At 57.9% G+C, this 22,371-nt stretch carries 22 protein-coding genes and 1 riboswitch; of the genes, 15 read left to right on the top strand and 7 right to left on the bottom strand.

The window, feature by feature from the left end; genetic code table 11:
- Window positions 1–29: 29 nt before the first annotated feature.
- Entirely contained in the window at window positions 30–1,445 is a 1,416-nt protein-coding gene (locus tag R3F64_RS06140; RefSeq protein WP_199284118.1) for an APC family permease, read from the bottom strand.
- A 238-nt stretch (window positions 1,446–1,683) separates the two neighbouring features.
- Between R3F64_RS06140 and R3F64_RS06135 the strand changes: the two genes are divergently transcribed.
- The 7 genes from R3F64_RS06135 to R3F64_RS06105 all read left to right on the top strand — a co-directional run bounded on the left by R3F64_RS06135 (window position 1,684) and on the right by R3F64_RS06105 (window position 8,135).
- On the top strand, window positions 1,684–3,102 hold the full coding sequence (locus tag R3F64_RS06135) for an aminotransferase-like domain-containing protein (RefSeq protein WP_085919724.1): 1,419 nt from the start codon (window positions 1,684–1,686) through the stop codon (window positions 3,100–3,102).
- Between the two features lie 93 nt (window positions 3,103–3,195).
- On the top strand, window positions 3,196–3,876 hold the full coding sequence (locus R3F64_RS06130; protein WP_085919723.1) for a transglycosylase SLT domain-containing protein: 681 nt from the start codon (window positions 3,196–3,198) through the stop codon (window positions 3,874–3,876).
- Window positions 3,877–3,933: 57 nt separating this feature from the next.
- Window positions 3,934–5,127, top strand: coding sequence for a M24 family metallopeptidase (locus R3F64_RS06125; RefSeq protein ID WP_332610425.1), 1,194 nt, complete (start codon window positions 3,934–3,936; stop codon window positions 5,125–5,127).
- 117 nt (window positions 5,128–5,244) lie between these two features.
- On the top strand, window positions 5,245–5,616 hold the full coding sequence (locus tag R3F64_RS06120; RefSeq protein ID WP_085919721.1) for a hypothetical protein: 372 nt from the start codon (window positions 5,245–5,247) through the stop codon (window positions 5,614–5,616).
- A gap of 184 nt (window positions 5,617–5,800) precedes the next feature.
- A complete protein-coding gene (locus R3F64_RS06115; protein ID WP_332610423.1) occupies window positions 5,801–6,919 on the top strand; it encodes an alkene reductase in 1,119 nt (372 codons plus the stop codon).
- A 124-nt stretch (window positions 6,920–7,043) separates the two neighbouring features.
- A complete protein-coding gene (locus R3F64_RS06110; protein WP_253025526.1) occupies window positions 7,044–7,505 on the top strand; it encodes a TspO/MBR family protein in 462 nt (153 codons plus the stop codon).
- Between the two features lie 33 nt (window positions 7,506–7,538).
- Window positions 7,539–8,135, top strand: coding sequence for a cell division protein ZipA C-terminal FtsZ-binding domain-containing protein (locus R3F64_RS06105; RefSeq protein ID WP_332610421.1), 597 nt, complete (start codon window positions 7,539–7,541; stop codon window positions 8,133–8,135).
- 15 nt (window positions 8,136–8,150) lie between these two features.
- Here the strand turns inward: R3F64_RS06105 and R3F64_RS06100 are convergent, their stop codons facing one another.
- The 3 genes from R3F64_RS06100 to R3F64_RS06090 all read right to left on the bottom strand — a co-directional run bounded on the left by R3F64_RS06100 (window position 8,151) and on the right by R3F64_RS06090 (window position 11,639).
- Window positions 8,151–9,740 carry an ABC-F family ATPase gene (locus R3F64_RS06100; RefSeq protein ID WP_332610419.1) on the bottom strand — a complete coding sequence of 530 codons (1,590 nt, stop codon included), beginning with the start codon at window positions 9,738–9,740 and terminating at the stop codon, window positions 8,151–8,153.
- An 80-nt stretch (window positions 9,741–9,820) separates the two neighbouring features.
- Window positions 9,821–10,687: a sirohydrochlorin chelatase gene (locus tag R3F64_RS06095; protein WP_332610417.1), complete on the bottom strand. Its 867-nt coding sequence runs from the start codon at window positions 10,685–10,687 to the stop codon at window positions 9,821–9,823.
- A gap of 34 nt (window positions 10,688–10,721) precedes the next feature.
- Entirely contained in the window at window positions 10,722–11,639 is a 918-nt protein-coding gene (locus tag R3F64_RS06090; RefSeq protein WP_290443834.1) for a histone deacetylase family protein, read from the bottom strand.
- A gap of 37 nt (window positions 11,640–11,676) precedes the next feature.
- On the opposite strand from R3F64_RS06090, the gene R3F64_RS06085 reads away from it, so the two are divergent.
- Window positions 11,677–12,246, top strand: coding sequence for a gamma-glutamylcyclotransferase (locus tag R3F64_RS06085; RefSeq protein ID WP_332610414.1), 570 nt, complete (start codon window positions 11,677–11,679; stop codon window positions 12,244–12,246).
- Window positions 12,247–12,270: 24 nt separating this feature from the next.
- Here the strand turns inward: R3F64_RS06085 and R3F64_RS06080 are convergent, their stop codons facing one another.
- Window positions 12,271–12,564, bottom strand: coding sequence for a hypothetical protein (locus R3F64_RS06080; protein ID WP_066314766.1), 294 nt, complete (start codon window positions 12,562–12,564; stop codon window positions 12,271–12,273).
- 182 nt (window positions 12,565–12,746) lie between these two features.
- On the opposite strand from R3F64_RS06080, the gene R3F64_RS06075 reads away from it, so the two are divergent.
- From R3F64_RS06075 to R3F64_RS06045, 7 genes are all read left to right on the top strand, one after another.
- Entirely contained in the window at window positions 12,747–14,417 is a 1,671-nt protein-coding gene (locus R3F64_RS06075; RefSeq protein ID WP_332610411.1) for an isovaleryl-CoA dehydrogenase, read from the top strand.
- Between the two features lie 99 nt (window positions 14,418–14,516).
- A riboswitch (glycine riboswitch) is annotated at window positions 14,517–14,618 on the top strand.
- Window positions 14,619–14,784: 166 nt separating this feature from the next.
- Window positions 14,785–16,047 carry a D-amino acid dehydrogenase gene (locus R3F64_RS06070; RefSeq protein WP_253025533.1) on the top strand — a complete coding sequence of 421 codons (1,263 nt, stop codon included), beginning with the start codon at window positions 14,785–14,787 and terminating at the stop codon, window positions 16,045–16,047.
- A 74-nt stretch (window positions 16,048–16,121) separates the two neighbouring features.
- On the top strand, window positions 16,122–17,048 hold the full coding sequence (locus R3F64_RS06065; RefSeq protein ID WP_332610410.1) for a LysR family transcriptional regulator: 927 nt from the start codon (window positions 16,122–16,124) through the stop codon (window positions 17,046–17,048).
- A gap of 126 nt (window positions 17,049–17,174) precedes the next feature.
- Entirely contained in the window at window positions 17,175–18,224 is a 1,050-nt protein-coding gene (gene dctP / locus R3F64_RS06060; protein ID WP_332610408.1) for a TRAP transporter substrate-binding protein DctP, read from the top strand.
- A 92-nt stretch (window positions 18,225–18,316) separates the two neighbouring features.
- Window positions 18,317–18,808 carry a TRAP transporter small permease gene (locus R3F64_RS06055; RefSeq protein ID WP_253025538.1) on the top strand — a complete coding sequence of 164 codons (492 nt, stop codon included), beginning with the start codon at window positions 18,317–18,319 and terminating at the stop codon, window positions 18,806–18,808.
- Between the two features lie 42 nt (window positions 18,809–18,850).
- Window positions 18,851–20,128, top strand: a complete 1,278-nt coding sequence (locus R3F64_RS06050) for a TRAP transporter large permease (protein ID WP_332610406.1) — start codon at window positions 18,851–18,853, stop codon at window positions 20,126–20,128.
- A gap of 17 nt (window positions 20,129–20,145) precedes the next feature.
- Window positions 20,146–20,907 (top strand): M15 family metallopeptidase, encoded by a 762-nt coding sequence (locus R3F64_RS06045; protein WP_332610404.1) that lies wholly within the window; start codon window positions 20,146–20,148, stop codon window positions 20,905–20,907.
- 29 nt (window positions 20,908–20,936) lie between these two features.
- On the opposite strand, the gene R3F64_RS06040 is transcribed toward R3F64_RS06045, so the two are convergent.
- Complete coding sequence (locus tag R3F64_RS06040; protein WP_332610402.1) at window positions 20,937–21,704, bottom strand: amino acid ABC transporter ATP-binding protein; 768 nt, start codon at window positions 21,702–21,704, stop codon at window positions 20,937–20,939.
- A complete protein-coding gene (locus tag R3F64_RS06035) occupies window positions 21,697–22,362 on the bottom strand; it encodes an amino acid ABC transporter permease (protein ID WP_253025551.1) in 666 nt (221 codons plus the stop codon). The genes R3F64_RS06040 and R3F64_RS06035 overlap by 8 nt, the downstream gene beginning before the upstream one ends.
- Between the last annotated feature and the right edge of the window lie 9 nt (window positions 22,363–22,371).

The raw sequence follows: 22,371 nt of genomic DNA, 5'->3' as shown, positions 1-22,371 counted from the left end.
AAAATATATCTCGACGACTTGGCAAAGGTTTATAGATCCGCTTGCATATGGCGATCGCTATAGTCACGCCCATAGGTACGCAGCGCGTGGATATAAAAGCCGATGCCGAGCAATACCCAAACGGCAAGGATCGTCCATTCCGCGACGCCCAGCGCCGCCGGGCTACCCGGTAGATAGAGACACGCCATACCGAAGGACAGGATGATCGCCAGCGTGCCGCACAGCTTGCCGTTGCTTACCTTGAAAGGACGGGGCATATCCGGCTCGCGTACGCGCAAGACCATGAAGGACACCGCCACAAACAGGTACGCCAGCACAATCCCCAGCCCACCCGCATTGACGATCCACACAAGCGCAGGGCGGCCGAAAAGAGGCGCCAGGCAGGAAAGAAAGCCCATCAGGAAGATAGCGTTGGTGGGCGTTCTATAGCGGGGGTGCAGCTTGGCGAACGTGGCAGGCAACATGCCCGCATTGGCAAGCGCATAAATGGCCCGCGAGCCACCAATGTAGAAAGCATTCCAACTGGTAATGATACCCGCAATACCGGCTATCACCATCAGGTTACCGGCCCACGAAGCATTAAATAGACGTTCCATGGCATCGGGTACGCTGAGCGAACTGGCGGCGATCGCGTCACTATCCAGGGCCAGGCTGGTGGCCAGAATAATCAGCGAATACCACACCACGGCCAGAATCACCGATACCATCAGAACCTTGCCGATTGCCTTGTACGGCAAATTGATCTCTTCGGCAGCCTGCGGAATGACATCAAAGCCGACAAACAGAAACGGCACCATCACGATGACCGCAATAACCCCGGCCATGACGCTGCCTTCAGACTGCGAAAACAGCGGCATCATGTTGGCGGTATTGCCCTCAAACAGCGAGCCGGTGACGAACATTACCCCGACCAACAGAATGACACCAGTGACAATTTTCTGCAGCAGTGCCGCGGTACTCACGCCGAAGTAGTTGATGATCATCATGGCAATCGAGCCGCCCACGCCCACCGCAACCCAGGTGGCTTTGACTTCCCACCCGGCGATGGTCCAGAGGTGCCCCACTGCGTAATTTGGCGCCAAGTGCTCGACGACCGTCGGCAAGGCCACCGCCTCGAACGCCACCACGCTCAAATAGCCCAATATGATAGCCCAGGTACAGAAGAAAGAGGGCCAATGACCTAGCGCCCGGTAGCTATAGACATGCTCGCCGCCGACTTTGGGCATGGCCGAGGCCAGCTCCGCATAGGTCAGGCCGACGAGTACAATCGCTAACCCGCCGACAATAAAAGCTAGAATGGCACCGACGCTGCCGGCTGACTGAATCGCGGTACCGGTGAGGACAATCCAGCCCCAACCGATCATGGCACCAAATGCCAGGGCTAATACGTCACCGCGGGCCAGCACCCGGACGAGCTTGGCTTGTTCTGAAGAAGACGTTGTCATAGCACAGAGTCCTGCAAGTTATTGGAGGTTATCATCGGCGCTCTGAGGCGCAGTATCCGAATCCTGTCGAAAACAGTATAGCCGCACGCTAGCAGGCGGCAGACAGAACACGAATGGACCACTTCGGCTTTCGACTAGACCACTACTCTGATGCACAGAATAGGTGCAAACTATATCGGCGACGTTCGTCGCAAGGCTCGGTAATAGCCGCCGTAACGCACAACAGGAGACCTTCGACATGGACCACAAGGAGGCTTTGCACCACTTTGCACATCTGTATGCCCACCAGCCCCAGCAGCTAAGCAAGCAGGTACGCATTGAATTGGCGCTGCGTCAGGCGATCACCCGACAATGGCCCACCGGGCTTCGTCTACCCTCTCACCGTGCCCTGGCAAGCACCGTGGGTGTGGCCCGCCAAACCCTGGCCCAGGCCATCAAGACACTACTCGATGAACAATTGCTGAAAACGGCCCATGGTCAGGGAACCTGGACCAACAAGCCCGTGGCAACGGCGACCCAAGTGCCAACCCGCCTCCACCTTTCCGAGCGTGCCCAGCGCGTGTTGAATGACGCCGGGGCCAGCATGATTCAAAACGGGTCCTTCGTCCCTGGCATCCCCGATATCGCCCAGTTCCCGATGCGCAAGTGGCGTCAACTTTATGCGAGTGTGACGGTGCCGCAGAACGCTCTCCTGCTGTCTTACTCCACTGGCGGCTATGGCCCGCTAAAGCGAGCGATTCGAGACTTTCTGGCACGCTGGCGCAACGTTCACTGCGATACCGAACAAATCATTATCACTGACGGTACCCATAATGGCATTGAGCTATGCGCCATGGCGCTTGCAGACGTAGGGGATACCGTTGCCATTGAATCCCCCTGTTACTGGGGAGCGCGCAATGTGTTCAGCGCCGCGGGGCTTACGATTGAAATGCTGCCGTGGCGGCCTGGCGAGGGCCATCGGCTGCCCAGCACGCTAAATGCTAGCACCCTGGTCTATCTGACCGGTTCTCATCATTACCCGCTCAGCGTACCCACTAACGCTGAGCATAAACGCCACCTCTGCGATGCCTTATCGCCCACCTACGTGATTGAAGACGACTACGAGTTTAACCGCAACGATCACGCCAACCTGCTCTTCGACCCGCGTTCCGAGCACCACTTGCTGGTCGGTTCGTTTTCCAAGATGATGTTTCCTGGGCTGCGCCTGGGCTACCTGGTGGTACCCCGGCATCTGGCCGGGCCGATGAACCGCCTGCGCAGTGAACTTTTTCGCGAAGGCCGTATGCTGGATCAAGCCGTGCTGGCGCAGTTCATGTTTGACGGCGACCTGGATACCTGGTGCCACCGTATTCAACGCGACTACCTAGGCCGCCAGCAGGTGCTGCATGATCAGCTGCGCACCCTGCCACAGGTGCGCAGTGTTTCAATGCCAAGCAGCGCTATCAGTCTGTGCGTCGAGCTTGAGCCGGGCATCAATGATGTACAGATCGCCCAAGCATTATTAAAAGACCATTTGGTAGTGCGCCCCCTGAGCCCGGTATGCGCCAAGCACGACCCAAGGGTTGGCCTGGTGATGGGTGTGGGGATGCTCTCGGGAGAGACATTAGTGCGTGAAGCCCAACGATTGCGTCGCAGTTTAGAAACGTTGTTGCGCTAAGGCTGAAAAACGCGCCTGGTGATTTACCCACAGACTTTCCAACACTTACCCACAACCCGTTATCGACAATAATTTATTCACAAGGACGCTTTCATGCTTCGCCCTGTTGATGGTTTTCGCATAAATACATCGGCGCTACCAACGCTCCGCCTCTGGGTAGCACTCGCCTTGGTGCTGTTGCTCTCGGGCTGCGCCACCTTCGCGCCCAACCCGCCTCAGGATCAAAGCAATATCTGCGAAATTTTCCGCGAGCAGCCAACCTGGTACGACTACGCTCAGGAATCCCAGGAGCGGTGGGGGACGCCCATTGCCACGCAGATGTCGTTTATCCAGCAGGAGTCGTCATTTCGCAGCCATGTCCGTCCGGACCGCAAATACTACCTGGGCTTTATCCCAGGCCCGCGACCCTCCTCCGCCAAGGGTTACGCCCAGGCACAAGACCCGGTTTGGGGCGAATACGAGGATCAGGCCGGTAGCCTGTTTGCTCGCCGCACACACATGAAGCACGCCACCGACTTTATCGGCTGGTACAACCAGCGCACCCTGGAACAAACCGGTATTTCACTGAGCAATCCCGAACATCTTTATCTGGCCTATCACGAAGGCGCGGGCGGCTACCAACGCGGCAGCTACCGGGGCAAACCCGCCGTACAGAGAGCGGCAAGGCAGGTGGCCACGCGGGCCAGCCGCTACCAGTCGCAACTCAACAGCTGCGAGGCGGAATTCCAGTGCCGCAAGTTTTATCAGGTGTGGCCGTTCTGCCGCACAGATTAGCGGGTGCATTCCGGTGGTTGGCTCCTATACTGACCCTACCTGATACCGGAGGTCGCCATGGATTATCATCACTACCGCGAAGCCCTTGCCGAGACACTCGCCGAGAGTGAACTGCCCTTTGCACACGTCGAATATCAGGCGCGTCTGGACAAGGTGCGCCATGCGATGGCGAGCCGCGGGGTCGATGCGTTACTACTTACCGACCCCGCCGATATCAATTACCTGACCGGCTACCACACCTTTGAAGTCTCGGTGCATGCGTGTCTGGTGTGCACGCCAGAGCGCCTGGTGCTTCAAGTCGCCTCGATTGAAACCGGCGCAGCGGTTGTCACCGCACGGGTGGACGAGATCATTGGCTATCGCTGGGAAAACGCGGATGAAATTCTCACGCCCCTGGCCGACCTGCTTGCCAACTGCCAGCGCATCGGTATCGATGGCTGGAGCAGTGGGCTGCGCGTGGGCGTCATGCACGCCCTCGCCGAGGCGGTGGGCAAAGAACGTTTCTGTGAGGCGGGCGACCTGCTGGATGCGATCCGGATTGTGAAAAGCTCCGCCGAGCTCGACATGCTGCAGGAAAGTGCCCGCATCACCGCCGCCGGCTTGGAGGCCGCCATGCAGGTCATTCGCCCCGGCATGACCGACAACGACATTGCTGCCGTTGGCGCCAAAGCGCTGCTGGAGAACGGCAGCGAGTTTATGAGCCTGCAGCCGATTGTGACCAGTGGACACCGTATCGGCGTGATTCACGTCAATCACAAACGGCGCATTATTCAGCCTGATGAACCCGTCTTTCTGGAGTTCGGCGCCGCCTATCAGCGCTATACCGCCCCCATGATGCGCACGGCGGTCACCGGCACACCCAGTTTCGCGCTTTCCGCCACCCGTGACCTGTGCCGTTCGATGTTTGAGGCCTTGTGCGCCGCTATGCGCCCTGGCAACACCTTTGACGATGCCGCCCAGGCTGCCGATGCGCTGCTGGCACCCCAGCGCGACCAGCTGTTTTTCTCCGGCGTGTTTGGTTATGCCGTGGGCGCGCAGTTTCCGCCAAGCTGGGTGGAAGGCACGGGCTATATCGCCCAGGGGCAAAGGCGTCAGTTTGAGGCCAACATGGTCTTTCACCTGCCGCTTTGCCTGCGATTGCCGGGGCAATGGGGCGTCGGGCTGAGCGATACGGTGGTCGTCACCGAGCAGGGCGCCAAGCCACTGACCACTAACGACTGGCAGCTTTACCAGGCGGCGAATTCAGCCTGAAAGCGGCCCCTTATAGCCGCTGCATTGACAGGCTGATTGACTAGCGCTATCGTCATCCTTAAATGAGAACTACTATTTTTCGCATTTAACCATTGGCGACAGTGTTAGGTTATTACCATGAACAGCGAGCAGCGGCAGCTTCGCCACACCATCATGTTCCTGCGCACCTCGTTTGAAGCCGTCCAGCACTCCATTGCCGGACGCCTGGACGACCCGCTCCCCTGCTGGCTGGATACCGGCATGCTCTCGATGCTATCCCGCGAGCTCACCCACTGCTGCCAACAGGCAAAACCGTTGTTTGCCCCCGCCGTTACCGAACAACTATATATCGCCTCGCAGCAGTGCGAGCTGCTGCTAAGACAGTGCCCCGGGGTTCTCAGCAGCGCCGTCTGCCACCGCCAGCTAACCGCTATCATGCTGCCACTCTCCAGCGCGCTACAGCAGATTGATACGCCCGCCAAACGCCGCTGGCCCTGGCAGCGGGGATGACAAAAGCCCCACTATCCGCTCCATAGCCCCGCTTTGATTTTCAAAGTGGGGCTTTTTTTATTTTGAGGAAATAAGCTAGTAGGCACGGATCCCACAGATTCAACACAACTGTTGGCATTAGCTAGTAAACTGGTCTATTCTGTTCGCCACTACTCAATTACAGAGTTCAAAAGGAGTTTGTTTAATGGCTTACGAATCGCTTCTCGCTGCAACGCAGCTTGGCAGCCTGTCGGTCCCCAATCGGGTGATCATGGCGCCACTGACACGTGCGCGCACCCCAGACAGCGTGCCGGGCAAGATTCAGGAGGCTTATTACGGCCAGCGCGCCGGGGCCGGGCTGATTATCAGCGAAGCGACCAATATCTCGCCTACGGCACGCGGCTATGTGTATACCCCCGGCATCTGGACCGACGAGCAGGAAGCTGGCTGGAAAGGCGTGGTCGATGCGGTGCACGCCAAAGGCGGCCGTATGGCATTGCAACTATGGCACGTTGGGCGCGTTTCCCACGAAATGGTTCAGCCCAATGGCCAGCAACCGGTCGCGCCCAGCGCGCTGAAGGGTGAAGGTGCCCAATGTTTCGTTGAGTTTGAAGACGGCACCGCCGGTCAGCACCCCACCAGCACGCCCCGCGCGCTGGAAACCGACGAGCTCCCGGGTATCGTCGAAGACTATCGCCAGGCGGCTGAGCGCGCCAAGCGGGCTGGCTTTGACATGGTCGAGGTCCACGCGGCCAACGCCTACCTGTTGAACCAGTTCCTGGCCACCGGCACCAATAAGCGTACCGACCAGTATGGCGGCTCGCTGGAAAACCGGGCGCGCTTCCCGCTGGAAGTGGTCGACGCCGTCATCGACGTTTACGGGGCCGACCGGGTCGGCATTCGCATGACGCCCTTTATCGAGCTGTTTGGCCTGACCGACGATGAGCCTGAAGCCATGGCGTTCTACATGGCCGATCAGCTTTCCAAGCGCGGCCTGGCTTACCTGCACCTGAACGAGCCCAACTGGGCCGGGGGCGACATTCAGTTCCCTGCTGGCTTCCGCGAGCAGATGCGCGAGCGCTTCAGCGGTCGTCTGATTTACTGCGGTAACTACGATGCCGCGCATGCCGAAGCGCGCATCAGCGAAAACACCACCGATGCCGTGGCCTTTGGCCGTCCTTACATTGCCAATCCGGATCTGCCCGAACGCTTCCGTGTGAACGCCACTCTCACCGAGCCCGACCACGAGACCTTCTACGGCGGTGACGAGAAAGGCTACACCGACTACCCGTTCATGAATAATGGTTACGACCGCATGGACTAAGTAGCGGCCTTAAAAAAAGCCGCTTAATAATGAAAAGCATCACTTCGGTGGTGCTTTTTTTGTGTCTAACGATGGCAAAACGCTGCTAGGCTGTTGATTCTTACGTTTGAAACACAGGTGATGAATGCTCCCTTCGCTATTCGCTTTACTGATATCGCTGGCTCTGGTGGGCATTGCCGCCAGCACCGGGGCACGGTTCAGGCCCGATAGCTGGTACCGCGAGCTCAACAAACCCGCCTGGACACCGCCGGATATCGCGTTTCCCATTGCCTGGGGCATTCTTTACCTTTTGATGGCGATTGCCGCGTGGCGAATCTACATGGCAGACGACTCGGCCTGGCGCACCGCTGGCTTGACCGTTTATGCCCTCCAACTGATGGCAAATGCCGCCTGGTCGTGGCTGTTTTTTGGCCGTAAGCAAATAGCCGCCGCACTTGGCGATATCGCACTACTACTGATGCTGATCATGCTTGCCATCTTTGTTTTTGCTAAGGTAAGCGCATTAGCAGCGTGGTTAATGGTGCCCTATGCCCTTTGGGTGGCGCTGGCACTTTGCCTCAATGCGACCATTTGGCGACGCAATTAACCCGCAATTAGCGCGTAAAAGGATAAAAACACCATGGAGACAATACCCATAGTCACCCTACTGGCAATCGGCTCTATCGTATTAGCGCTAACCGCCCTGGCGCTGTTCATTTATGTCATGCGGCAGCGTCGTCAACCGCCGATAAACACTGCCGCTTCCACGGAGGAACGCCCCTCCCATGAAGCCACTTCACCGCCACCGCCCGAGGAAACATCCTCCTCATCGGCAAAGCACTCCGGCAAAGTGGCCCAGCACTCGCTGTTCGTGATTTTTTCGAAACCCGATGAGCATACCGATCAGCGCCTTGCCGAGTGGCTGCGCGAAAAGGAGGCGACGTTCGACCCGATCAAGAAGGTCTTTCACATCGCCGGCGAGCAACCCACGAACCCCATCACTATCGCCAATGCGTTTCCGCCCGGGGAAATGCCCGACCTGCTACGCAATGAAACCCACGAGCCGATCAAGGGCATCAGCCTGTTGGTGAAACCACCGCTGCGCAAGCGCCGCAATCAACAGATGCATGTCTATGTGGCACTGGCCAAAGAAATGCAGACGCTGTTTACCGGCGATATGCTGGATGGCGACCGTGAACCTGCCACCGACGCCACCTTCGAACGCATTATTGGCTAGCGCCTGCCGAGCGGATCAGGCAACGCCCTGGCTGCGCAAATAATCGTCATAGCTGCCGCTGAAGTCGACGATGCCCTCCGGCTGCATATCGATAATGCGCGTGGCCAGCGACGATACGAACTCGCGGTCATGGCTGACGAACAGCAGGGTCCCCGGGTAGTTTTCCAGGCCCAGGTTCAGCGCCTCGATGGACTCCATGTCCAGGTGGTTGGTCGGCTCATCCATCAGCAGTACATTGGGCTGAGTGAGGATTAACTTACCGAACAGCATGCGCCCTTGCTCGCCGCCGGAAATCACCTTGACCGATTTATCGATGTCGTCGCTGGAAAACAGCATCCGCCCGAGCGCGCCGCGCACCACCTGCTCCCCCCCCTGTGTCCACTGGCCCATCCATTCAAACAGGGTGGCATCCACGGCAAAATCGTCGGTATGGTCCTGAGCAAACACGCCAAGCTCGGCGGCTTCGGTCCACTTCACTTCCCCAGCATCCGGGTGCAACTCGCCGACAAGGGTTTTCAGCAGGGTCGTCTTGCCAATGCCATTGGGCCCGATGATGGCGATCCGCTCGCCAGCTTCAACGGTCATCGACAGGCGCTCGAACAGCGGCGTCTCGCCGTTATAGCCTTTGCTGATATTGTCAACATTCACCGCGTTACGGTGGATCTTCTTATTCTGGTCAAAGCGGATAAAGGGGCTAACCCGGCTTGAAGGCTTGATATCTTCCAGCTTGATCTTGTCGATCTGGCGCGCCCGCGAGGTGGCCTGCTTGGCTTTCGAGGCGTTGGCCGAGAAGCGGCTGACAAACTGTTGCAGCTCGGCAATCTGGGCCTTTTTCTTGGCATTGTCCGAGTGCTGACGCTCGCGCGCAGCCGTCGCCGCGGTCATGTAGTCGTCGTAGTTACCCGGGAAGAGGGTGATTTCCCCGTAATCCAGGTCCGCCATGTGGGTGCACACGCTATTCAGGAAGTGGCGGTCGTGGGAGATGATCACCATGGTGCTGTTGCGCGCCTTGAGCATGTCCTCCAGCCAGCGGATGGTATTGATATCCAGGTGGTTGGTAGGTTCGTCGAGGAGCAGGACATCGGGGTCCGAAAACAGTGCCTGAGCCAGCAGCACGCGCAGTTTCCAGCCGGGCGACACCTCACTCATCGGGCCGGTATGCTGTTCGATGGGAATGCCCAGCCCAAGGAGCAGCTCGCCCGCGCGGGCTTCGGCGGTATAACCATCCAGTTCGGCAAAGCGCACTTCCAGATCTGCCACCGCCATGCCGTCTTCTTCACTCATTTCCGCCAGGGAATAGATCCGCTCGCGCTCGGCGGTGACCGACCAAAGCTCGTCGTTGCCCATGATCACGGTGTCGATGACGCGCTCGTTTTCAAACGCAAACTGGTCCTGACGCAGCTTGCCCAGCCGCGTGCTGCTATCCAGCATCACCTGGCCGGACGTCGGTTCGAGCTCGCCGCCCAGAATCTTCATGAAGGTGGATTTGCCGCAGCCATTGGCGCCAATCAGGCCGTAGCGATTGCCGTTGTTAAACTTGACGGAGACGTTTTCAAACAGGGGCTTGGCCCCGAACTGCATGGTGATATTAGCGGTTGCGATCAAGATCTGGGCCCTGGGTATGTAGAGTGCGCATCGAAAGGCCCGCGATTCTACGCGCTCTTGAGCCCTGTTACACCCATCGCCTAGTGTGCCGCGTCGCCGGGGGCCGACAACGCCAGCAGAAAGCGTTCGCCATCAAGCGCTTGGCGCAGGCGTGTGTGCAGGATATCGACGATGCCCGGATGCTCACCTACCAGCTTGGTGGAGACAACACTCAACCCTGGGTGACGCTGTTCAGCCGCCGCGCAAATCTCGGCAATATCGCCGCCTTCCCCCGCGTGGCGCCCGGGTGACAGAAACAGCATTGCCAGGATCACCGGCCCGGCGTGAAATTCGGATCTATCCAGCAGATTTTCCAGCAGCGGTTCGTTAAAGCGGTACTCATCGTCCTCGCGGCGTTCCATAGAGGCGGCGACAACGCTGGCTGCTTCATCGCCCAGCAGCACACTCAGTTGGCCTGCCAGGCGGTTGCGCACGGCGGTGACCTCAGGGATCGGGCTGCCATGATCCACCAGCGCGACCCTCGGCGTTTGGCCTGATGCGGATTGCTCACGAACGTTGTCGGCCAACAGCTCGGCAAGGCGCAGGTCGTTATCGCCCAGTTCATCGACCAGCGGCTGGGCCACGCGCACATTAACGTTAGGAAAACGCTCCTGCATGGCGGCCATCCGCTCCGGCAGGTAACCGGTCAGCGCCTTGCTTGGGCCGAAAAAGAACGGCAGCACGATAATCTCGTCAGCGCCCTGCTCAGCCGCCCGCTCGGCAGCGGGGCCCAGCGTTATCGCGGGGATGCCGTCCACCTCTTCAGCGGGGATCTTGTTGGAGTGGAGGAGCGAGGCTGCCTGCACGGTCTCGCCCATGAGCTCGCTGAGAGATGCCGCCACACGCCGCAAGTTATGCGTTGCCTGGGGCCTTAGGGAGCCGTTATCCACCAGAAAGATTGCACGCATGCCTGCCTCCTTTTGCATTACTATTTTTTCATTACTATTCGCCGGTACGTTCAAGCACATCCGCCGCCGCTCGATGAAGCTGGGCGTGGCGCTCTGCCAACGTGACGATATCACGATCATAGCCACCACCGATCACCGCCGCGACGGGAATGTCAGCTTCGCGGCAGCATGCCAGTACATAGGCATCCCGTTGATACAGCCCTTCGTCACTCAGCGCTAGATAGCCCAGGCGGTCATCACGATGGACATCCACACCGGCGTCATAAAGCACCACATCGGGCTGATAGGCCGCCAGCAGCCCAGGTAATCGCGATGCCAGCACTGCCAGATAGGCATCGTCTTCCATGCCATTGGCAAGGGCGATATCCAGGTCGCTTTTCGCCTTGCGGGCGGGAAAGTTGCGCCCGGCATGCATTGAAAACGTAAAGACGCCGGGCACGCCAGCGAAGAGGCGCGCCGTGCCATCCCCCTGGTGAACATCACAATCGACGATCAACACCCGCTCGACCCAGCCTTGCGCCAGGGCGTGAGCCGCCGCAACGGCAAGGTCATTAATCAAGCAATAACCGCTTGCTGCATCAGCATGGGCGTGATGGGTGCCACCGGCTGAGTTGCAGGCAAGTCCTGATGCCAAAGCGACTTCTAACGACAGCAGCGTACCACCGGTTTCCAACCTTACCCGTTCGACCAGGGCGTCAGACCAAACAAAGCCACTACGGCGCTGAGCGGCACGATCAAGCGTACCGTTCAGAAAAGCGTCAAGGTAAGCCCGCGTATGCACGCGCGACAAAGCGCCGATGCTGGCAGGCCGAGGGGTCAGCCACTCGACTGGCGTCGCCATCGTCTGCTCCCCAAGCTGTTGGCGAAGGACGCGAAACTTCTCCATTGGAAAGGGGTGGTTAGCTGGTAAATCAATCGTATAACCGGGATGATGGACGATCGTTAACGCCATTGCGCGCTGCCACTCAGGTGATCGGGGTAGATGCTTTATGTTGCTTGATACCACTGCCTTAAACCAGCAAAGAAACTTTTTCGATGAGCATGCCGACCTGTGGCTGTTTGGCTACGGCTCATTGATCTGGAAAGCTGATTTTGACTACCTGGAGCGCCAGCCCGCCTACATTACCGGCTGGGCGCGACGCTTCTGGCAGGCCTCCCACGACCATCGCGGCACCCCTGAAGCCCCGGGGCGTGTGGCGACACTGATCCGCTCGCCAGGTGCGGTGTGCCACGGCATGGCCTACCGCATTACGCCCGATGTGCTCGGGCCGCTGGATGTGCGCGAGAAAAACGGCTACCTGCGGGAAAAAGTGCCGCTGACCTTCCTTGACCACAATGGCCATGATGCCGGCAGGAGCGAGGGGCTGATTTATCTGGCAAGCGAGGACAATCCGGCGTTTCTTGGCGAGGCACCGCTTGCGGATATTGCCCGCCAGATCAATCAGGCCCATGGCCCCAGCGGCCCCAATCGTGAGTATCTTTTGAACCTTGCCCACGCTCTGCGCGAGCTGGGGGTGGATGACGCGCATATTTTCGCGCTGGAGAAGCAACTGGGGTAACCCTCGGGCTACCCGGTGACATATTCACATCATCAGCCACGCCAGGATAAACAGTCCCAGCAGGGTTCGGATGATACCGCCGATGATCGAACCGCGGAAAAAGGCCCTCAATCCTCCCCACAGAATGAGCACGCCGATGATCAGCACCACGATGCTGAAGAACGAATCGCTGATGCCCAGCGAGCGCGTCAGGCCATCGATAAACTCATCGAACGCGCCGAAGAGATTGGTAAAAATACCCAGTAGAAACTCGACGACGCCACGAATCACTTCACCGATCGTTTCGCCAACATCATCAAAAAATCCGTTTGCTTGCATGACTCATATCCATGTTGAAAGGAGCGACGCCCTATTGTCAGTGAAGTCTTGCGCTAGCGCAAAGCGAGGGGTCAAAACGGTGGTGTTTGCATAATGGGCGCATCGCGCTAAAGTTGACCAAACAACCGTTTAAAAATTGCCGCTTCATTATTGGCCCTCTAACACAATAAGAGGTGGTCACCATGCCGTCACACTTCCCCCTCGCTGATAAGCTACAAGCCAGCACCCATCAGGTGGAAAACCAGCCACCGTCGCTGGAAAACGTCAATAGCTACACAACCGATCGCGCGCTTCAGGAAGGCGTCAAGCGCGAAGGCGGCACTGACGACACGGCTCTCAAAACGTTTGGTCAGTGGGCAGGCTCGTCCGACGCCATCGCCCTGGGGTTTGACGCCAACCGCCACTCACCACAGTTGGTGACCCATGACCGGCAGGGCCATCGGGTCGATTTGATTGAGTTTCACCCGGCCTATCACCAGCTTATGAAAACAGCGGTGGAGCACGGTCTGCACGCCAGCCCCTGGCGAAACCCGGGGCCGGGTGCGCACGTTACACGCGCCGCCAACTACTACCTGAACACCCAGGTGGAAGCAGCACACGGCTGCCCGATCACCATGACGTTCGCAGCCCTGCCTGCGTTACGCCATCAGCCCAATCTGCTTGAGAGCTGGGGCGATAAAATCACCGCGCCCCACTACGACCCGCGCAACCTGCCCTATTTCGAAAAACAGGGTGTCACCCTGGGTATGGCAATGACCGAGAAGCAGGGTGGCTCCGATGTGCGCCTGAACACCACCCGCGCCTACCCGATTGATCAAGGCGGTCCGGGCGAGGCCTATGAACTGGTCGGCCATAAATGGTTTGTCTCGGCGCCGATGTGCGACGCTTTTCTGGTGCTCGCCCAGGCACCCGGCGGCTTGAGCTGTTTTCTGCTGCCGCGCTGGCGACCCGACGGCACTAAAAATCCGCTGCATATCCAGCAACTCAAACGCAAAATGGGCAACGTGGCGAACGCTTCCAGCGAAACCGAACTACGCGGCGCCTTTGCCTGGATGGTGGGCGACGAGGGACGCGGCGTGCGTACCATCATCGAGATGGTGGCCATGACCCGCTACGACTGCATGATTGGCTCCGCGGCTGGCATGCGCCAGGCCACCGCCCAGGCGATTCACCACGCCATCCATCGTCATGCCTTCGGGGCACGTTTGAGCGAACAGCCACTGATGCAGAACGTGCTCGCCGACCTGGCCATCGAGAGTGAAGCCGCGACCACCCTGATGCTGCGCATGGCCCGAGCCATGGACCAGCAAGACGATGAGCACGAACGCCTGCTTGCGAGAATCGCCACGCCGGTTGGCAAGTACTGGATCTGCAAGCGCACGCCCCATCATGCCTATGAAGCGATGGAGGTGATTGGCGGTAGCGGTGTCATGGAAACCCATGTGATGCCGCGCCTGTTCCGCGAATCGCCGGTTAACGCCATCTGGGAAGGCAGCGGTAACGTCCAGTGCCTGGATATCCTGCGCGCGATTGAAAAGCAGCCCGAGGTGCTCGACGCCTATTTTGCGGAACTCGCCAAGGCAAAAGGCGCTGATGTACATCTGGACCGCTTTATTCACCAGTTACAGCGGGAACTGCAGGATACCCAAGCGCTCCAGTACCGCGCCCGCCAGTTGACGGACGGTATGGCCCTGGCGTTGCAGGGCGCCCTGCTGGTACAGCACGCCCCGGCTTGTGTGGCCGATGCGTTCTGCGCCGGACGGCTAGCTGAACACAACGGCCTCAGTACCGGCACGCTACCTACCGGGCTTGATTGCGCGGCGATCATTGCGCGGGCCCAGCCAGCAGAGTAATTCTGTTGATACAGGCCCCGTGGAATCAGCGTTCACGACTTTGGTCGACTTCCATCGCGAAGCTGATAACGTTAAAAACCATCACGATTAAACAATAATCAGGTAATAGCGGGAGAGCTTGGCGCATCTCACAAGGATGACGCCAGCGCCGAAGGAGCAACAACCCCGGAAACTCTCAGGCAACCGGACCGCTATGACCCTCACTTTCCGAAGAGCGGCTGATGACTGCGTCACTCAGCCCACCGAAGGAGCAAGCGCGCCCCACAGGGCACGCGAATCTCTCAGGTTCCATGACGGAAGGGGTACGCCCAGCAGCCATTACGCCGTTAGGTGGGATTCCCGACGCTCATGAAAACCGGAGAGACTTATGCAACGCATTGCCGTTATCGGTGGTGGTATCACCGGCATTACCAGCGCCTACGCCCTGGCCAAACGTGGCTATGAGGTCACTGTCTTTGAAAAGCATCGCTATGCCGCGATGGAAACGTCGTTTGCCAACGGCGGTCAGCTGTCAGCCTCTAACGCCGAGGTGTGGAACCACTGGCCAACAGTGATCAAGGGCCTGCGCTGGATGCTCAGAAACGACGCGCCGCTATTGGTCAATCCCCGCCCGAGCTGGCACAAGCTCAGCTGGTTTGGCGAATTTATTGCCGCGATTCCCAAGTACGCCGCCAACACCACCGAGACCGCACGGCTGGCCATTGCCGCCCGCGAACACCTGTTTCAGTGGGCGAAAGACGAGCAGATCGATTTCGACTTAAAGCAGAAAGGCATTCTGCATATCTACCGTGATAAAGCGGGCTATGACCACGCCGCCAAGGTCTCCCAGCTGCTCAGCCAAGGTGGCCTGGAGCGCCAGCCGGTGACGCCCGAGGAAATGCGTGCCATCGAACCCACCCTGGCGGGCAACTACTATGGCGGTTTCTTCACCGAAAGCGACGCCACCGGCGATATTCACAAGTTTACCCACGGCCTGGCGCAAGCCGCCGAACGTCGCGGTGTAACGCTGAAATATGGCCATAGCGTGCAGGACATCGGCGCGGACGAACAGCACGCCTGGATCACCGCCTCTCTTGAAGGCGAGGCTGACGGCGAACCGGTGCGCGAAACCTTTGATAGCGTGGTGGTATGCGCCGGGGTGGGCAGCCGTGCCTTGGCCGCCAAGCTTGGCGACCGGGTCAATATCTACCCGGTCAAAGGCTATTCGATTACCGTGCAGCTCGATGATGCTGCCTCCCAACAGGCTGCGCCTACGGTCAGCCTGTTGGATGATGAAACCAAGCTGGTCACCAGCCGCCTTGGGGATGAACGCTTCCGCATCGCCGGTACCGCCGAGTTCAACGGCTTCAATCGCGATATCCGCGACAACCGCATCCGCCCGCTGATTCGCTGGGTGGAAGAATGCTTCCCCGGGGTCAGCACCCGCCGCGTGATACCCTGGGCGGGCCTGCGCCCGATGCTCCCCAACATGCTGCCCAAGGTCGGCCCCGGCAAACTGCCCACGGTGTTCTACAACACCGGCCACGGCCACCTGGGCTGGACGCTCTCTGCCATTACCGCTGATATGCTGGCGGATGCAGTGGAGGCGAAAAACGCACAAGGCGAGCGATCTACCCAACCACTCGCTTAGCCTGATCTGCACCCATTGCACTTGCCAAGCGGTCATCCGTTAATATGGATGTCACCTTATGGTCAGGTGTCTTTATGCTTAATCAACGTGCATTAACTTACCTCAATGAAGTCATTCGCCGCGGCTCGCTAAGGCGCGCTGCGGCCCATCTGAATGTCGACGCCTCCGCCGTTAGCCGCCAATTAAAAGCACTTGAAGAAGAATTGGATACCCAGCTATGCGAACGACACGGCCGCGGCATGCGTGCAACCGCAGCCGGTCAGTTGCTGGTGCATCACTTTCACGCCCAGCGGGCCTCTGAGGAGGCCGTACTCTCCCAACTCATGGCACTTCAGGGCCTAGCGAAAGGCGAAGTACGTATCGCCGTTGGGGAAGGGTTTATCGCCGATCTGATCACCGCGCCGCTAGGCACGTTCATGTCGGCGTTTGCGGGTATTAATGTCGAAGTGCGCATGGCGGGCGTCAATGAAGCGATGTCGCTACTCAAAGACCGTGAAGTGGATATCGCGCTACTTTATGCACCGCCGGTGGACCCGCAGCTTTACTGCCATGTGGAAACGCGTCAGCCACTCGATGTCATTGTTCCCCCCAATCACCCCCTCATTGAGCTGAAGCGGCCCGTGACGCTGCATGACTTAAAGGATTGGCCGCTGGCATTAATGGACAACCCATTCGGCATGCGGCAAATGGTCAATATGGTGGCTCACCAGGAGCGTATCCATCTCGAAGCGCGCCTGCACACCAACTCTGTATCTGTGTTGAAGAATTTCGTTCGTTCAGGCATTGGCGTTACGTTTATGCCGGAAATCACCGTCATCGATGAAATAAAGCGTGGCGAAATTTGCACGCTACCCATGCGCTACCCGGTGATGAACGGTACCCGTGCGCAGATCGTTAGCTTAAAGGGGCAGGAACTCCCTGTGGCTTCCACGGCCTGTATCGATCATTTACACAAAGGCATGCGCTTTTTCTCGGCCGATGCGCCTCGACTGTTGCAATAAAGTCCACACTAAAGGTCTTGCATAGTCAACGCCTCAATACATAGTCTTCCTGTAGGCAGCACCTATAAAGCTAATAGCGCTCACTCAGCACCCTACAGCTCACGACAATAAACCAGGAGACTGACTATGTTGACTCACCCAGTGTTGACCCAACGCTTTTCACCCAAGCGGCTCATCTCGGCTTGCCTGATTGGCTCTGCCCTGATGGCTGGCAATGCCGTCGCCGAGACCACGATAAATTTGGGCTACAACGGCGCCCCCGACCCCGACAAGAATGCTGTACACGTCTTTGCCACTAACCTTAAGGAACTGGTCGAGGAAAAAACCGACAACCAGATTCAATTAGAGCTATATCCCAATAGCTCACTGGGCGAAGAGCAGGAGCGCATGGAGCAGACCATGAGCACGCCCATGCTCAACGTGGCGTCCTTTGCGGGTGTCTCGCCTCTCGTCGATGAAATTTTCGTCAGTGCGATTCCGTTTCTGTTCGACGATTTTGCAGCGGCCCGTACCTTCTTTGATGAAGGGGAGTACTGGCAGGAAGTCAGTGCGGCGCTGAAGGAGCGCGCCGGTATCGATATGCTGACAGTCGTCGAGGAAGGCGGCTTTTTAGCCTTTACCAATGACGAGAAGCCTATCAGTCACCCTGACGACTTCGAAGGTCTCCGCTTGCGGGCCATGGACCCAAGCCAGGTTGCGCTCTATGAGGCCTTCGGTGCATCGGGTACGCCGATTCCCTGGACTGAAACCTACATGGCACTGCGCACCGGGGTAGCGGACGGCCAGATGAACCCGCCGATGTATATCATCCTGGGCAGCCTTTACGAAGTACAGGACTACCTGACGCTTGCCAACATCCAGTATTCGAATCAGTTCCTGGTGGGCAACAGCGAAATGATAGCCGGTTGGGATGACGAGCTTCGTGATGCCTTTCAGGAAGCCGTCGCCGAAGCGAACCAGAATGCCCGCGAGCACAACGAGGAGCAGGTCGACTCACGGATTGCCTACCTGGAAGAACAGGGTATGGAAGTGATTCGCCCTTCTGAAGAGGAGCTCACCGCTTTCCGCGAAATCGGCCAGCCTGCTTACCTTGAATGGCTCGAAGAGCGTGATATCGACCAACGCTGGATCGATATGGCGCTGGAAGATGCGGGTATGAGCGACCTGCTCGACTAACGGTTTCTGTCGCCGTGGCAATAACGGGGGCTGGTACTTTACCGGCCCTCTATTTTTTCACTTCACATTTCTGAATTTCATAGAAGGCTGCCATGTTCAAAACGCTTCGGCTCCGTCTTCTGACGATCAGCCGTCCGATCACCCTTACCCTGGCAGGAGCGCTGTTATCTCTTAATGTGGCGGCCATTCTTTATGGTGTTTTCGCCCGCTACGTTGCCGGTGGTGCCCCTATCTGGACGGATGAGCTATCGCGCTTCCTGATCATCGCCACCGTGATGCTCGCGGCAGGCGCCGTCTGGTCGGAAGGCGGACATATGCGCGTCGGGCTGCTGGAGAAGCTACTGCCAGCCCCCTTCGCTCGCCTGCTCAATGTGTACCAGTGGCTACTTACCCTGTTGATTGCAGCGGGCGGCGCATGGGTTAGCTATCGCTATGCATTGTCGGTCAGCATGTTTACCACGTCCGGGCTTGGCATCAGTCGCACGGTGCCCCTCCTCTCGCTACCGCTTGGCTTCCTACTACTGGCTTGGCATGTGCTTCTCTATGGTCCCGCGCCCCTCAAGACCGTCGAGGACACTCTATGAAGACCGTTGAGGGCTCTCTATGAAGACTGTTGAGGACTCCCTATGACTTTGACCATGCTGGCCGTTTTCCTGGGCCACGTATTACTGGGGCTGCCACTGTTTATTGCGTTGTTGACCACCGCGTTTGTGGGGTTTTTATTCGTCGACTTTTCGATGATTCCACGCATGATGCCCCAGCAATTCTTCGGTGGTATCAATGTGTTCTCACTGATGGCCATTCCGTTATTTATACTGGCTGGCAACCTGATGAACGTCAGTGGCTTAACCGAGCGCCTGATGGGCTTCGCCCGCCTGATAGTTGGCCACTTGCGGGGCGGTATGGGTCACGTCAACGTAGTTTCGAGCGTTTTCTTTGCAGGCGTTAATGGTTCTGCCGTGGCCGATACCTCGGCGCTTGGTTCGCTGCTGGTACCCGCCATGGAGAAAGAGGGCTACTCAAGGGCCTTTGCCGCCGGTTTGACCGCGGGCAGCTCGCTGATTGGCCCGATTATTCCGCCCAGTATCTTCATGATTCTTTACGCCTCGCTGACGAATACGTCAGTCGGTGATCTCTTTCTGGCGGGCGTCGTGCCCGGGCTGTTGCTGGGTATTGCCTTTATGGGCATGAACGCCTGGTATGCCTGGCGCCACCGATTACCCAAAAGCGCTCAACTTCCCTCATTGGGTCAGCTTGGCTTGGCGTTCATGGCGGCTCTGCCTGCACTCATTGCTCCCTTCATTATCGTTGCCGGCATTGTGCTGGGCTTTGTTACGCCTACAGAATCGGGCGCGTTGACAGCGCTGTATGTCGCCTTATGTGGTGTCGTGCTGGGTGGGTTACGGCTCAAGGAATGCTGGAAAGCCATTTTGGATACGGCGCGCCTGACCTCTGCCATTTTCCTGATCATGGCTGCCTCAGCCACGATTAGCTGGCTGCTTTCCTATGCTCAGGTGCCGGAACAGTTTGTGTCACTGTTATCCCCCTATGTGGATAATAGTGTCGTTATTTTATTACTGCTCAGTGCCATCACCTTTGTCACCGGGATGTTCATGGAGGAGGTATCGGCGTTGATGCTACTGACGCCCATCTTCGCGCCGGTCGCCATGATGGCGGGTATCGACCCTATCCATCTGGGTATCATCATCACGCTGAACATCACCATTGCGCTGATCACGCCACCACTGGGCGCATGCGTATTCGTGGCGGCTGCGGTTAGTCGTCTTGAAATTGTATCGCTATTCAGAACCATTTGGCCCTTTGTGCTGACAGCAATTGCGGTACTTATTTTATTGATTCTCTTCCCACCGCTGACGCTGTGGCTACCTACTCTGCTTGGATAACCCGCTTGGATAAGACGATGCCTTTGAACACACTATTGAAGGCCTTGCCGCCTGTACCCAGCTACCCAGCCCCCTGCTGGGAACAGCTGCGCCGCGTACCCATTGACGATAACGGTGAGCATTTGATGCCGATGAGCCTTGCACCCGCACCGATCAGCGTTTTTCCCGCCTATGCTCGGCTTGGCATTCCGGGTGCGATACCGGAATGTTTCGTTCGTGAGGGAGTTTATCGGGCACTACTCGCGGCAGCACGCAGCTTGCCCGATGGCATCGGTTTAATCGTACTTGACGGCTGGCGTCCATGGCGGGTGCAGCAGTATCTGTTCGACACCCTGCACGAAGCCATCCACCACCACCAGCCCGACCTCGGTGAAGCAGAGTTACTGGAGCGTACCAGGGAGTTTGTCTCGGTACCCAGCCGTGACCCGCTCGCCCCCAGCCCGCACCTGACGGGCGGGGCTGTCGACGTCACGCTATGTGATGCCGATGGCCTACCGCTGGATATGGGCACCCTGTTTGACGAGGCATTACCGGCCTCTCATAGCGACTATTTCGAGCATCTGGAATCGCTGACCTCTCAGCAACGTAAAGCACGGGATCATCGCCGCCTGCTGTATCACATCATGAGCGAGCATGGCTTCACCAACCTGCCCAGCGAGTGGTGGCACTTCGATTATGGCGATCAATTATGGGCCTACTACGGACAACATGGTCATGCGCATTATGGGGCTGCCGAGTTGGATACCATTGAGAACCGCTGGCGCAGGCAGTTGGGGTAAGGCTCAACCCAGCACCAGATTAAGTGAATTCACACCGCTGGTGCCTCAAGCTCCAGAAAGCGCCGCACCCGATCGGTTTTAGGGTTCTCAAAGAACTCGCTGGGGTGGGATTTTTCGATAATGATGCCTTTATTGAGGAACACCACCTGGTCAGAGACTGCCCTGGCAAACTCCATTTCGTGGGTTACCAGCACCATGGTGTAGCCTTCTTTGGAGAGGTCTTTGATAACCCCTAGCACCTCGCCCACCAGTTCGGGATCGAGAGCTGAAGTGGGCTCGTCAAACAGCATGACCCTGGGCTGCATGGCAAGCGCCCGAGCAATCGCGACCCGCTGCTTCTGCCCGCCCGATAGCGTATAGGGGTACTGTTCGCGCTTGTCGGCCATACCGACTTTTTCGAGCAGCGCCATGGCCCGCTCTTCTGCCTCGGCTTTACTCAAGCCCTGAACGTGAATAGGCGCCTCGGTGACATTGCGCAATACATTGAGGTGGGGCCAGAGGTTAAAGCCCTGGAACACCATGCCCAGGCGCGCGCGCATGCCTGCCAACTCACGGCGCGACATTGATTTGCCGGTATCACTCACGCCGATACGGTCGCCGTCGATACGAATGTCGCCGCGGTCGGGGTGCTCAAGCCAGTTAATGCAGCGTAACAGGGTCGATTTACCCGAACCCGATGAGCCCAAAATACTCACCACCTCACCGGGCTGCACTTCCAGCGATACATCCCGCAGCACCTCAATGCCATCGAAGCTTTTGGAAAGATTACGAATACTCACAGCGGCGGTCTCAGGCATTTTCGAATCCTCGCTTGGCGCCAAAACGGCCAATCATTTTGATAAACAGTTCTAAACCAATACTGATGAGCCAATAGAAGCCGATCACCACAATGAACGCTTCCATGGGAATGAAGTAGGTGCTCGACAGGCTACTCGCCGCCGCGGTGAGTTCGCGTACGGTGATAATGACCAGAAAAGCGGTGTCCTTGAGCAGGATAATCAGTTGATTGCCCAACAGGCCGCGGGTTTTCAAAATCAGCTGCGGCAGGATAATGCGCATAAACATTTGCGGCTGCGAAAACCCTTGGGCGATGGCGGCCTCTACTTGCCCTTGAGCAAAAGTGGCACGGCAGCCGCGCAGAATCTCGGCAAAATAAGCGCCGTGGTAAATCACCAGGGCAACCATCCCAGCCGTCCAGGCGCTCATACGAATGCCTGCGCTGGGTAAACCGTAATAGAGCAGATAAGCCAATATCAAAAACGGCAGCATGCGCATGCCATCAATAAAGATCCGCAGCGGAATCTTCAAACGCGGTCGAGAGCCTTCCAACAAGAACACCATGCCGCTGCCCATTAAAAAAGCTAACACGGCGGATAAGCCAAACAGTTTTAAGGTGTTATAAAAACCACTTAAAAACACATCGTATGACGACCAAAGAATGTCCCAATTGCTCATAGAGGTTCC

The organism is Halomonas sp. 5021 (assembly GCF_036663435.1).
Taxonomy (GTDB): Bacteria; Pseudomonadota; Gammaproteobacteria; order Pseudomonadales; family Halomonadaceae; genus Vreelandella; species Vreelandella janggokensis.
This window is presented reverse-complemented; position numbering and strand designations above follow the sequence as displayed.